Source organism: Johannesbaptistia floridana (assembly GCF_057440575.1).
In genome coordinates, this window is sequence record NZ_JALKVM010000222.1 from 1 (window position 1) to 13,452 (window position 13,452).

Annotated in this window: 12 protein-coding genes; 6 read left to right on the forward strand and 6 right to left on the reverse strand. The window is 36.2% G+C overall.

Going from position 1 to position 13,452, the window contains the following annotated elements:
• Positions 1-236: 236 nt before the first annotated feature.
• Both MW688_RS14475 and MW688_RS14480 read left to right on the forward strand, forming a co-directional pair.
• Positions 237-467 carry a hypothetical protein gene (locus MW688_RS14475; RefSeq protein WP_486736721.1) on the forward strand — a complete coding sequence of 77 codons (231 nt, stop codon included), beginning with the start codon at positions 237-239 and terminating at the stop codon, positions 465-467.
• A 2-nt stretch (positions 468-469) separates the two neighbouring features.
• Positions 470-895 carry a putative toxin-antitoxin system toxin component, PIN family gene (locus MW688_RS14480; RefSeq protein WP_486736722.1) on the forward strand — a complete coding sequence of 142 codons (426 nt, stop codon included), beginning with the start codon at positions 470-472 and terminating at the stop codon, positions 893-895.
• 393 nt (positions 896-1,288) lie between these two features.
• Here the strand turns inward: MW688_RS14480 and bchB are convergent, their stop codons facing one another.
• Positions 1,289-2,815: a ferredoxin:protochlorophyllide reductase (ATP-dependent) subunit B gene (bchB, locus tag MW688_RS14485; protein WP_486736723.1), complete on the reverse strand. Its 1,527-nt coding sequence runs from the start codon at positions 2,813-2,815 to the stop codon at positions 1,289-1,291.
• Positions 2,816-2,996: 181 nt separating this feature from the next.
• On the opposite strand from bchB, the gene MW688_RS14490 reads away from it, so the two are divergent.
• On the forward strand, positions 2,997-3,683 hold the full coding sequence (locus MW688_RS14490; RefSeq protein ID WP_486736724.1) for a hypothetical protein: 687 nt from the start codon (positions 2,997-2,999) through the stop codon (positions 3,681-3,683).
• A 574-nt stretch (positions 3,684-4,257) separates the two neighbouring features.
• On the opposite strand, the gene MW688_RS14495 is transcribed toward MW688_RS14490, so the two are convergent.
• Complete coding sequence (locus MW688_RS14495) at positions 4,258-4,425, reverse strand: hypothetical protein (protein WP_486736725.1); 168 nt, start codon at positions 4,423-4,425, stop codon at positions 4,258-4,260.
• Positions 4,426-4,855: 430 nt separating this feature from the next.
• Here MW688_RS14495 and MW688_RS14500 point away from each other — a divergent pair, with 430 nt between their 5' ends.
• The 3 genes from MW688_RS14500 (at position 4,856) to MW688_RS14510 (ending at position 8,345) form a co-directional block, all read left to right on the forward strand.
• Positions 4,856-5,470: a hypothetical protein gene (locus MW688_RS14500; RefSeq protein ID WP_486736726.1), complete on the forward strand. Its 615-nt coding sequence runs from the start codon at positions 4,856-4,858 to the stop codon at positions 5,468-5,470.
• A 193-nt stretch (positions 5,471-5,663) separates the two neighbouring features.
• The gene (locus tag MW688_RS14505; protein WP_486736727.1) at positions 5,664-7,145 is read left to right on the forward strand and encodes an MBOAT family O-acyltransferase; all 1,482 of its coding nucleotides are present in this window, start codon (positions 5,664-5,666) and stop codon (positions 7,143-7,145) included.
• Between the two features lie 51 nt (positions 7,146-7,196).
• The gene (locus tag MW688_RS14510; RefSeq protein ID WP_486736728.1) at positions 7,197-8,345 is read left to right on the forward strand and encodes a hypothetical protein; all 1,149 of its coding nucleotides are present in this window, start codon (positions 7,197-7,199) and stop codon (positions 8,343-8,345) included.
• A gap of 424 nt (positions 8,346-8,769) precedes the next feature.
• Here the strand turns inward: MW688_RS14510 and MW688_RS14515 are convergent, their stop codons facing one another.
• The 4 genes from MW688_RS14515 to MW688_RS14530 form a co-directional block, all read right to left on the reverse strand.
• Positions 8,770-9,465: a hypothetical protein gene (locus MW688_RS14515; protein WP_486736729.1), complete on the reverse strand. Its 696-nt coding sequence runs from the start codon at positions 9,463-9,465 to the stop codon at positions 8,770-8,772.
• Positions 9,466-9,605: 140 nt separating this feature from the next.
• Complete coding sequence (locus MW688_RS14520; protein ID WP_486736730.1) at positions 9,606-10,592, reverse strand: methyltransferase domain-containing protein; 987 nt, start codon at positions 10,590-10,592, stop codon at positions 9,606-9,608.
• Positions 10,593-10,877: 285 nt separating this feature from the next.
• Positions 10,878-11,768 carry an energy-coupling factor transporter transmembrane component T family protein gene (locus MW688_RS14525; protein WP_486736731.1) on the reverse strand — a complete coding sequence of 297 codons (891 nt, stop codon included), beginning with the start codon at positions 11,766-11,768 and terminating at the stop codon, positions 10,878-10,880.
• A gap of 408 nt (positions 11,769-12,176) precedes the next feature.
• Positions 12,177-13,016 carry a prephenate/arogenate dehydrogenase gene (locus MW688_RS14530; RefSeq protein ID WP_486736732.1) on the reverse strand — a complete coding sequence of 280 codons (840 nt, stop codon included), beginning with the start codon at positions 13,014-13,016 and terminating at the stop codon, positions 12,177-12,179.
• Between the last annotated feature and the right edge of the window lie 436 nt (positions 13,017-13,452).

Genomic DNA, 13,452 nt, shown 5'->3' on the forward strand with positions numbered 1-13,452 from the left:
CAACTACTTTTATCCTGTTGGGTGTAGTGACCAAGGGCCCAACCTACAGGTTACTACCTTCTTACTCATTACTCATTACTTATTACTTCAAAACTCATCTAGGTGCGTTACGGGCTTCGCCCTAACACACCCTACTAATACTAACGTTTCAAAGTTCCGAAAAAATCTACTATAATTTTAATATATCCGTTCTGTCTATGCAAATAACTGTTTTTGAAAAAAATCTCTGAATTATTATGAAAAATATTAAATTTGATGAATTAAAAAAAGAAGAATTATTAACCCAAATCGAACCTATTTCTATTAAGCATAACGAAAAACTAGTAGGTTATTATTATCCTGCTATTGACCAGACAAAAGTTAACAAAGCCAAAGAAGAACTAGATGCTATTATGGAAAAAGTATTAGCTGAAACGGGCTTAACGGAAAATGAGTATGTTTCAATGCTTATAAATGCAAAAGAGTAATCATGCGTTTAGTTGTTGATACAAATATCTTAATTTCTGAACTTCTTAGAAAACGAGGAAGAGATTTAATTAGTTCAGATTTTTTAGATTTGTTTCTAGCACAAAAGATGAGAAATGAAGTTCAGCATGAGTTGAAAAAGCGAATAAAAATTATAGTTAATAGAACAGATTTAACGGAAGAATTGGGGCAATTACAGTGGGAAAAAGCTTTGAATTTAATTGATCAGAAAATAACTACTATTCCTTTATCTTTTTATCAATCTTTTGAAGAAGAAGCTAGAAAACGGATTCCAAGAGATCCTAATGATTGGGAAACAGTTGCTTTATCTTTAGCTTTATCCGCATCAATTTGGACAGAGGATTATGATTTTTTCGGGTGTGGATGTCCAACTTGGACAACTCACACTTTATTGCTTCAACACTCTTAATAATAATAATATTGCATCCTATCCAAAGCTATAGCGTTACGTAGGGTCTGCTGAAAAAGTAAGTTTTGGTGAGGAGAAAGGCAGGAGGCAAGAGAGGCAGGAGGCAGAAGGTAATAATGATTTATGAATTTTCGAGTAATTAAAGAAAAAAATGCACTCTTTCTAGCATAATATATCAAAAAACCTTGCACTTTTTCTGATAAAAATGGGCTCAAGCCTTTATCTAGCAAAAGTTTTACATTTATTCAGCAAGCCCTACGTAGACAAGGGACATTTTGATCCCCCCTAACCCCCCTTGAAAAAGGGGGGAAAAGAGCTTTATTTTGATGTCAAACACCATAATGCCTAGGCTAGAGTCAAAGTAATCTTTGGATAGGATATTCGCCAGAGTAATTAAGCGCCTACCGCTTCTTTAGCAGCATACATGACTTCAAGAGTGATTTCAGTAAATTGGCGATCGCGAGCGAACTTTTCTGTATTGCGTTTCACTTTGCCTCGCACAAACCCAGGAACTTTGTTTAATTCGTTTTGGGCTTCTTTACTCCAGCTTAAATCTGAATCTGCGGAGATACCCTTGTGAATTACTTCTTTAGTATCATGTCCCCCAAAAATCTCTAACAAGTGATCTTCCATACCCAGAGTAAAGGAATTATAAACCAAATCAGCAATTTGATTAGTACCTTCGTAGCCTAAAAACGGTTTATAACCCAAAGAGAAGTTTTGAATATGAACAGGTGCAGCAATCACACCACAGGGAATACTTAAACGTTTCCCTACATGGCGTTCCATCTGAGTACCAAAAATAGCCGCAGGTTCTAAACTAGCAATTTTATCAGCAATTTCTCCATTACTATCACTAATCAAGACTTCGCGGCAATAGTCTTGAACTTGTTCTTGGAACCAATCACCATCATACTTACAGTAAGTGCCAGCTAATACCACATCTATACCCATTTCTCGGGCCAGAATTTTAGTAAGTGCGGCAGCATGAGTATTATCGCCAAAAACTACGGCTTTTTTCCCGGTTAAATTTTGACAATCAATGGAACGAGAAAACCAAACTGCTTGAGATGAATTAATGCTTTCATTCTCAATAAACTTTTCATAATCTACATTACCCCCTTGATTATTGATAACTGCTTGGATTTCTCTAATACACTTAGCTGTTTCAATCACTCCCATAGGAGTTGTATCTACATAGGGCATATTATAATTTTCCTGGAGATAAGAGGCGGTGGCTAAGCCAATTTCTCGATAGGGAACTAAATTAAACCAAGCGCGGACTAAATTTTTGAGATTACCTACAGATGCGCCTTCAGGTATCACGGCATTTACTTCTATACCTAAATCCGCCATTAGGCGTTTTAATTCCTTACAATCGTGCTGATTATGAAAACCGAGAGTAGTCATCCCGATAATATTCACCGATGGTTTAGAGGTTTTATCTGAGGGTAAATCTCCCTGTTTGGTAGCTTTCTTGAGGTAAAATTCTACAATCTGTTGTAAAGTGCGATCCGCGGCTTGTAATTCGTTAACTCGGTAGTGGTTAACGTCGGCTAACATCACATCCCCTTTTGAATCGATGGTAGCTCTTTCTACAAAGTTTTCTAAATCTTCTTGAAGAATACTTGAGGTGCAAGTAGGAGTTAAAACAATTAAATCTGGGTTTTCTTCACTATCTTTACGGACTATATTGTCTACTACTCTTTCTTGAGAACCACGGGACAGGACATGTCTGTCTACAATACTAGTGGTTACTGGGGTAAAATCTTTTTCCCTTTCTAACATTGAGCGCATCACGTTAAAATAATCATCACCTAAGGGTGCGTGCATGATGGCATGGACATTTTTAAAAGAACTAGCAATGCGTAAGGTACCAATATGGGCAGGACCTGCATACATCCAGTAAGCTAGTTTCATAAAATATATTTCTCCTATAGGGGCGTGTTTTCCCATTGTGTCAAATAACTTGAGTAATCACGCTCTTATTTTACGAAACTCAATAATTTATTACTAAAAGCAACTATTGAGTAAGATTGTTATATTAAACTAAACTAGAAAAATCATAGCGCGATCGCCTCTGGTATCTTTGAAAAATACGATGAATTCTTTTCAACCCAGTCAAAAACCACCAATTCCTCAACCTAGTCATCCTTTACAGTATAGAGCGATCGGCTTAGTTAAAGCTCAATACCAAGCTTCTCAGGAAAAAATTCACCAAGGTTATCTTATAGATAGTGAAAAAAAATCAATTCGTACTGTTGTACTAGGTAAGGCGCTAGGTTTACTTAAAAGTAATTTAGATTTGAATCAAGAGTATTTTTGGGTCGTCTATCCTCGCACTAAATCAACTACAGGCGAACTATCTCTACAGATTGTTGGAGTTTGGCAACCTGATACACAAGAAGAGCAAAATATTTGGGAAGATCGCTATTTTTCGATTCGTGGTGAAGTTATTAAAATCAATCGCAAACAGCGTTTTATTTTATTGAGAGTTCAACGTAATTCTTCTACTCAATCTCAGAAAAACAGTTTTTTTACTTTAAAACTATTTGGTAATTTGCCTAATAATACAGAAGGGCATTTTTGGGATTTACAGGTAAAATTGCAGAAGAATCTACAATTAGTAATTAAAACTGGTAAAAATTTGGGAGAGGTTGTGAAAAAACCTCCAGCTAAACCTATACCTAAATCATCAGTAACTTCATCTACAGAAAAGCAAGGTCCCAAAATAGATGTAACCAAGCGTACACGTAGAAGAAGTTCTAGCAATAGTAGCGATTTGTGATGGCTTATTCCAACCCCCACAAGGGTAGGTTTTTTACTAAGAGTGTGTAGTAAATTGCGTAGTCAACGAAACCCAACAATCTACTTTCCTCTTTCTAAAAAAGTACAGAAATTGGCCAACAGACGAGAATCAATTTTTAAGCGCGATCGCATTAATTCTTTAACTCATTACTCCAAAACTCATTATTTCTTACTTCAAAACTTATTACTTCAAAACTCATTACTCAAAAGGGCGATCGCCAAAATATTGCCCATAAAGATCATGCTTCAAACTTGTAGGTTGGGTCCTTGGATACGAAACCCAACAATCTACCTTTCCTCTTTCTAAAAAAGTACAGAAATTGGCCAACAGACGAGAATCAATTTTGAAGCGCGATCGCATTAATTCTTTAACTCATTACTCATTACTTCTTACTCATTACTTCAAAACTCATTACTTCTTACTCGTTACTTCAAAACTCAACTGACGGTGCGTTACGGGCTTCGCACGCTTCACATTCTCCTAAGTTAACTACATGATGTGGTGCGTTACGGGCTCCGCCCTAACACACCCTACTAAAGTGACTCATTACTCATTACTCAAAAGGGCGATCGCCAAAATAATGCCTATTGCCCATCAAGATGATGCTTAAACCTGGTAGGTTGGGTTGAGTCAACGAAACCCAACAATCTACCTTTCCTCTTTCTAAAAAAGTACAGAAATTGGCCAACAGACGAGAATCAATTTTGAAGCGCGATCGCATTAATTCTTTAACTCATTACTCATTACTTCTTACTCATTACTTCAAAACTCATTACTTCTTACTCGTTACTTCAAAACTCAACTGACGGTGCGTTACGGGCTTCGCACGCTTCACATTCTCCTAAGTTAACTAGATAATGTGGTGCGTTACGGGCTTCGCCCTAACACACCCTACTAAATTCACATTACTCCAAAACTCATTATTTCTTACTTCAAAACTTATTACTTCAAAACTCATTACTCAAAAGGGCGATCGCCAAAATAATGCCTATTGCCCATTAAGATGATGCTTCAACCTGGTAGGTTGGGCCCTTGGATACGAAACCCAACAATCTACTATATTATAATTTAATTAAACAACGCTAAATAGCAAGAGCTTTATGAGAGTTTGTATAGGACTATCCAAAAAAATTATCATTACTTGTATATGTATGATAGTGTTAAGTGGTTGCAATCAAAACAGTTTTGATTCTGCTGAGATTATCTCTAATCAAATATCTAATCAAGTAATTGAAGGATGGCACGAAATCAAAGGCCAAGATATCAGTTTATCCTTACCAAAAACTTATCAAGGTGGTAGTCTCAATACAGAGGAGGATTTAATTATTACTCCACAAGAAACAGTCTCTAATAATATTAGAGAAAGACTAAAAAGAGTCAAGCAAAGCGGCGCGGCGATCGCACTCTTAGCCATTGATTCTACTTCTTTGTCTAACCCAGTCATCACCAATGTGAATATTACCTCTGTAGATAATGATTCAGATACACCTAAAACTCTTTCAGAATATGTTTCTCCTCTACTAAATCAATTAGAAAAAGAAGCTCAAATCATCATTTCAGAAGACGTTTCTCTTAATAATAATTATCCCAATGCTGTTAAAATTACCCTAAGTTTAGCTCAAGCAAATAATAATTTAAGACAGTTAATTTATGTAATTCCAGATGAAGAGAAATTTTGGTTAGTTACTTACACAGCTAGTCAAGAAATTTTTCAGAGGGAGTTGGCTACTTTTGAGCGTAGTATTGAAAGTTTTCAACGGGGATGACTCTCACCAGGTAACATCATAAACAATATATGGGAAAGTAGTTCGCGATTATTTTAATCGCGAACCAATAATTGACTAAGATACATAATGTAGGTTAGAGGAATTTAACTTCACTCTTCTTATAAAAAAGATGTTATGGTAGATTTTTTGTTATATTTAATCGTAACTTTTTACAAAACAGAAGTATAAGAATATGTTATTTAACTCCTATGTTTTTATCTTTCTATTTTTGCCGATAACTTTAATAGTATTTTTTATCTTAGGGAAATTTCGTTTAATTAAATTAGCTAAACTCTGGTTAACGCTGAGTTCATTGTTTTTTTACGCCTATTGGAATCCTCCCTATGTCTTGTTGATACTTATTTCTATCGTCTTTAACCATCAAATGGGTAATTTAATTACCAAGGTTACCCTCAAGAGTAAAGCAGCTAAAATTTTACTGTGGACAGGAATCGGAATCAATTTAGCGATAATTGCTTACTATAAGTATAGTAACTTTTTTGTAGCTTCAATGAATGGGGTATTGAGCACAGATTTTCCCCTATGGGAATTGTTTTTACCCCTAGGAATATCCTTTTATACCTTCACTCAAATAGCTTATTTAGTAGATGTATATCGAGGGGAAACCCAGAAAAATAACTATGATTTACTTACCTATAGCTTATTTATCGTTTATTTTCCCCAACTAATTGCAGGTCCAATTTTACGCCATGATGAACTGATACCGCAATTTCATAAACTTAGACACTATATATTTTCTCAGAAAAACTTTGCTCTAGGTATAACACTATTTAGCATGGGACTATGTAAAAAAGTTTTAATCGCTGATAATGTTTCACCCTGGGTAGGAATAGTTTTTGATAATGCAGGAGAAGTAACTTTTATAGAAGCTTGGGTAGGCGCCTTAGCTTATACTTTTCAGCTTTATTTTGACTTTTCTGGTTATAGCGATATGGCGATTGGATTGGGGTTAATGTTTAATATTCACCTGCCTGTTAATTTTGATTCTCCCTATAAGGCAACTTCAATTATTGACTTTTGGCGGCGTTGGCATATTACCCTATCTAACTTTCTGCGAGACTATTTATATATACCTTTAGGAGGTAATCGCAAAGGAGAAATAAGACGTTATGTTAATTTATTAACTACTATGCTATTAGGTGGTTTATGGCATGGCGCCGGATGGACATTTATTATTTGGGGAGGGTTACACGGTATTTATTTATCAATCAATCATTTGTGGCGCAAGTTAAAAAAACCAATACCAGGTTTTATCGCTTGGTTAATTACTTTTTTCTTTGTAATTGTGGCTTGGGTATTATTTAGGGCACAAAATTTACCCGATGGTGTAGAAATAATTAAAGCTATGGTAGGGTTAAAGGGAATAGTTCTCCCAGGTGAACCTCAAGGTAAATTATCTGTATTAACTAACTTTGGGATACAACTGCAAAGATGGACAGATATGGTATATTTACCTCAAGTATATGGAAGTAAAACCCTCAGCTTCTTAGTTTTAGCTATTCTTACCCTTTCTGTGACTCAATTACCTAATACACAGGAAATTCTAAGGAATATGAGGCCTAATTGGTGGTGGGGAACATGGATTGGTATTCTAACTGGGGTAGCTTTGTTATCTCTTAATCGTGTATCTGAATTTTTATATTTTCAATTTTAAAATATGAGTATCTCTCGAATCACTGCAACACCAAAGAAATTGAAAAAAAAGTTGTCTATATCTGGAAAATATAGTAACTATACTTTTGGCTTTTTTATCGCTGTTTCTCTGCCTCTATTGTCAGTGGCAGGCTTGAATTGGTTAGTAGATCCTTATGATGTGTTTAATACGCCTAATTTTTTCGGCATAAATCATCAAAAACCCAATAAAGATAATAGCGATCGCCTATTCAAAGCTGTAGATATCACCAGAATCAAACCCAAAGTGATTATTATCGGATCTTCGAGAACTAAACAAGGTATAGATCCAAGTCATCTGAATTTAGCAGATCAAGAATCAGCTTATAATTTAGCTATAAATGGTCCTAATGCCTATGAAGTTTTACGGTATTTAGAACATGCTGTTAAAAATCAACCTGATGTACAAGAAATTATTCTTGGGGTTGACTTTTTTATGTTCAATGCCAATCTTGATAATCAGCCTACTTTCTCAGAAGCTAGATTAGAAAAAACTCATATAGTTGTATCTGATGCGATTAATGCGCTTTTTTCTCTTGATACTTTGACTGCGAGTCAAGAAACAGTTGTAGCTAGTTTAAATACTCCTAATGGCGATGAGAGTTATGGGGAAAATGGGTTTATGCCTAACCGTAGTTTAGATAGTAGTACCTCTCAATGGCGATTTGAAGGAGGTATTAAGCTCTATTTTAGACTGCATTCAGATTATCAGTTTTCTCAGGAATATTTAGCTGATTTTCAAAAAATAGTTCAGTTGTGTCAGGAAAATAATATTCAATTAACAGTATTTATTTCCCCTTCCCATGCAACTCAATGGGAAGCTATTCGCGCTACAAACCAATGGTCAACCTGGGAACAATGGAAGCGAGAAATGGTTAAAATGGTACCTGTTTGGGATTTTTCTGGTTATAACAGCGTTACCACAGAAAAAATTAGTGAGGATATGGACAACTATGCAGACAATTCTCACTATACTCCCAACATTGGTAATTTAATCTTAGATAGAATGTTCAACTATCAATCGGAGACATTACCAGAGGATTTTGGAGTGTTGTTAACCCCAGAGAATATTGAGGATAATTTAGCTAAAATTAGAAAGCAGCGTCAAGAATGGGCAAATAATAACCCCCTAGAAATTGAGTTAGTAGAAAAGCTACAACAAGAAGTAGAGATAGAAAAATAATATTTTGCCTTGAGTAAAAAATCAAAAAAAAGGGTTCTTAAGTCAATTTTTGTAGATTTTTGAGACCCCATTTTTGACACTTTTTCAATTTTCCTCTATTTGCCAAATTGCAATGCCGCCTCTATAGGCTATCCTTTATAAGCAACTCTGAAACCCTTGTATAGCAGGGAGCACCGGAGCAGGGAGCAGGGAGAGGAGTTTTAAGTAAAATTACTTAAGTTGTGGATAAAATGTATATTACTATACATTATTTTCTTAAACAAAATCTGAAAAAGCACTTATACACAAGTTGGTGTTTTTGTCAAGTTTTATGTTAAGAAAGATGTTTATAAAGCATAGCTCTATAGGAATGGCTCATTTAATTGCTTTTTTTCTAGATTACGAATCGAATCTACCTTTGCAGTCAGAGCAATTTTACTTGATTTTAGCTATTCTGCTTGAGTTTTAAGCCAACGGTACTCAAAGCAAGTACTCCTAAGAAAACTAAAGGGGAAACTCCTTGTTCTGGAGTAGAAGTAGCATTAATAAAAGTTAAATCACTTACGGTTGATGTAAATCCGCCGTTACTGTCCACCATAACATCAGGAGATGCAATAACTACCTCTGTAAAAGTAAAATCTGTTTCATTTAATCCGAAGTATCCTGGAATTGCTGGATCTTTAGTGTCAGATCCATCTCCTGAAAAAAAGACAACTCCAATACCAGGGATTATCTCTTGAGCAGTACCAGTAACTGCTTCTGTAAATACACCTTGTAGTAAAGTACCGCTGGCAATAAGAGTACCACCTGTAGTAAATGCTGATCCCGTGATATTTAGAAAACCCCCAGGACTAAATTCATAGTTGGTACCAGACTCAAGAGTGTTTGGGCCTGTTTCAAAATTCAAAACACAGCCCACACAAGTTAGAGGATCATTTCCGTTAACAGGAACGCTAAGTCCCAAGATGGTATCTAGTAAAATATCTGTGCCCTCTAAAGGACCTCCCACCCCGTCGTACGATAGGGTTCCGCCCGATGCGTTTTCATCATCAAATTGAATGGCTTGAGAATTAGCAGAGTTAGGAAGAAATAAGCTACTCAGAGCTAGGGCAGTTAGAGCATATTTTGCTAAGATTTTCATATCTTCTCAAATTTAAAAGTTTTCTCATATCAAAATAGCATAGATGTTGTGCAAAAGTCAATACTATATGCTACACACAAATACATGTTTATGGAAGAATAATATTTTGCCCCGAAATTGGGGCAAATTTAAATAAAAAACTAAGCTTTCACGGCATTAGCTTCAGCTACATCTGATGACTGAGGTTGTGAGTTAGCTTTGATGGCGCGAAACATACCGAAGCGGCATAAACCATTCCCAAATCCTAATCGCATTAACAGCATAGTGGGAACTTCTCGAAGAGATTTGATGAATCCTGAGAAACCAAAAATAATTAGTCCTTTTGGTCTGACTATACCTTGCCAGATTGATTCAAACCAAGATGGTAGAGTTTCTTGGGTCCAATCTGCCGTGGCTACTTCTCCCTCTATTTTTCCTGTTTCAGCTATTAACTCAGAAAAACCTTCAATACTAGAAAAAGCAGGGTGTGACCATTGGTCTAAGAGTTGACGCATGACAATTCTTTCCCACCAGTTTAGAGGTTTTTGGCGATCGTCACGTTGATTCCAGTCAGCTACTACCAAAGTTCCACCGGGTTTTAAAACTCTAACCATTTCTTGAGCGTATTTAGCCTTGTCTGGCATGTGAGGACCAGCTTCTATTGACCAAACTACATCAAAGCTATCATCAGGGAAGGATAGATTCAGGGCATCATCTACCTGAAATTTAGCAGTAACCCCTTCAGGAGTCAATTCTTGAGCGCGTTGTACTTGTTTAGGACTAATAGTGACCCCTGTGACATCAAATTGATACTCTTTAGCTAGGATTCGACTACTACCACCAATTCCACAACCCACATCTAACACTGTTGTGCCTTTGGGTAACTTATCTAAGCCTCCCCATTTGACCATCTCGTGGACAAAGTCAGATTTAGCTTCTAAAAAGTCTTTTTTGCGTGGTGGAGAACCATAGTGGCCTAGATGAATATGTTCACCCCAATAGAATTCTAAGATACCATCTTGTGTCCAGTTGTCGTAAGAATTGGCTACTGTGTCAGAGGATTCGTAACTCCGTGGAGTGAGTAGGTAGATGATGATACCTACTATTGTTAAGGCTAGTATTGCCCCCAGGACATAATATAAGTACATTAAAGAAACCTTAATATTTGTTTACAATTTTAATTTTATAATATAATATAGGTTTGTTAAAAAGCAAGTTTATTATCATAACCAAAGCTTTGATCCCGTAGGTTGGGATGAATCTTGAAGTCTTGAAGTCTTGAAGTCTTGAAGTTTTGAAGTAAAAGAATTGATCCTAACCCCTTAAAAATTGATTCTCGCCTGTTGGTCAATTTCTGTACTTTTTTGGGAGTGCAAGAGATGAGGTTGAGGAACGAAACCCAACAATCTAACTCCTTGTCTCCCCCTATGATGTCAAACTTGTCCCCAAACAATTCGCAGCCACCAAAAACCTCCTAATAATAATATGGCAATCCAATCCTTGAGGCGTATTTGCAGATGATGCCAACGCACTCGATGTTCATTAGGAGTAGTAAATCCTCTAATCTCCATCGCTACTGCAATTTGTTCTGCTCGTGTTAGTAAGTTTTCTAACAACTTTTCTAGTACAGTAGTCCATAATTTAATACTATTACGAATTCCCAATTTTTTCCAATTAATCGCCCGGGTACGAATTGAGCGAATTAAATTTTGAATCTCTTCCATTACCAGAGGAATGAAGCGCAAAGATAGAGTCAGAGTCAAGATAATTTCCGTAACAGGTAACTTAAAAAAACGTAAAGGCTTCATTAAATCTTCTAATCCGGCAGTGATTTCTTCTGGTGCGGTAGTTAACAAGTAAAGATTAGTACTAAAAATTAAGGTAAAAATAAGAGTGCTAATGCGAATAGCTAAATTTAGAGAACGTTGGGTAATTGTCAAATGGCGGTCAAAAAATAATTCTTGATCAAAAATGATGTAGTTATAGGATTTATGAGAAAAAAGCGCCATATCTTCCACTGGTAGTCGAGGTTGACTTTGAACAGCTAAACCATCAGGACTAATCAAAGTAATCAAAAATACTAAGATTACTACCATAATTAACCAGCCTACTTGTTTGCGAAATACTCTCCAAGGTATGGCTGTTAACAAAAATAATAGTAATAGCCATCCAACTAAACTAATTCGCCATAACTCGTTAGCTAATAGGGGAGATAGTAAAAAACTGATTAACCAGATTAACTTGACTCGGGGATCAAGACGGTGTAGCCAGCTAATTGGTTTTTCTAAATAAAGCCCTATTGGTAGGGAGCGCAATAAATCCATAATTTTTGATTATCAAAATTAAGCGAGTAAATCCTAAGATTATACTGTATACTTCTTGAGTGAGGGGCAAAACGTAGTAAAACGAACTAATTCGTAATAAAACGGTTAACCTATTGGCTACTTTTCGGATTGATTGGAGTTAAGTACAATGTTAATTCGTTTGCGTTTCATTAATGATTTGATTTACATTATTCCCTGATTTAATTATAAAAGTTTTTGTCCGTACTTTTCAAAGTAGAGGACACGGGTGCTGAGGTGTCCTCAGCACCGTGAGATGTCCGTCTTGTTTCAAAGTTAAAGACACAATGTCCAATTTACTACTATTTACTAGGAAATATCACTAGATTTGGCTATTAAGTTGCCAGACTTTCTTACTTTTTTGCCATAAGATTGCCAGTTTTTTCCTAATTAACTAGTAAAATTAGGTCTTGACTGTTGAGTCTCCTGGAGAATCTTGGTAATTTCTGACCAATTTTCTGTTTCTAGATAATCACTCAGTTGTTCTAGATTAGCACGATACTGTTTTAAAGAACGTAGTAGTGAAGAACGATTATAACGAGCCATCATTACTCCTAATTCTACGTTACCTCCTCCTACTCTACTGGTATCGCGAAATCCTGAACTAGCTATTTTTTGGGCTAATTCTAATACTTCTGAATCTGTTTCTTGAATACAGGATGTGATTAAATTGGCACTAATCATCACTGGCAGATGAGAAATCCAAGCTACTGCTTGATCGTGATTTTCTGGAGTGCAATAGTATACTTTTGAGTTAAGAGATGAGGCTATAGCCCCTACTTTTTCTTTTGCTGCTGTTGGAGTTGTTTTTATCGGTGTAATTACGTAGGGTGCCTGGGCGAACAAATTTAGTTGTGCCGCCTCTATTCCTTGTTGAATAGTCCCTGCCATGGGATGTCCTCCCACAAAATTAGGCCATAACTCACTACAACTTTTAACAATTTCTTCCTTGACGGAGCCTACATCTGTCACAATTGTTTCTGGTGCTAAGTAGGGTAATAGTTTTTCTAAGGTTGGGGAGATGGCACCTATAGGTGTAGCAATATAAATTAATTCTGTTTCTTTTAATATTCCTAAATCTACACTCCCCTCATCTACTACTCCCTTTTCTTTTGCTATTTCACAGGTTTGGCTAGAACGAGAAACCCCAAATACTTGATAACCTCTTTGACGTAAATCTAATCCCAGAGAACCGCCAATCAAACCTAATCCAATAATACCAATTTTCATCTTTCCGCCCTCATGGAGACTTTCGCTAAACCTCTCATCAGGTTAGCGATGAGAGGAAATGAGGGACCATTATTATGTTGCATAGTTATATCCATCCGCCTTGTGAATAGGTTTACAGTATTTGTGGCTAATACCTTGAACTGTTTGGTTAGCAGTTTTAATGTTAAGGATTTAATGGTTTTTTGGTGGAATCTAAGACAAAAACTCGCATGAGTTTAACTCCTATTTCTAGGGTAAAGGTCGCCTCGTCAATGTTTTTAAAGTTTGTCGAGTTAACAGCACTTCTTTAGCCCAAATACAGATGTTTAACTGTTAACCACAGTGCTACAAACTGGCGAAGTATTTGTAGGTGTGATGGCAAATAAAACGTAGTTTGATTAGAACTAAGACTGGTCAACTATAGGCTTTTGCAAGCCCCCACGATCATCGGTACTCC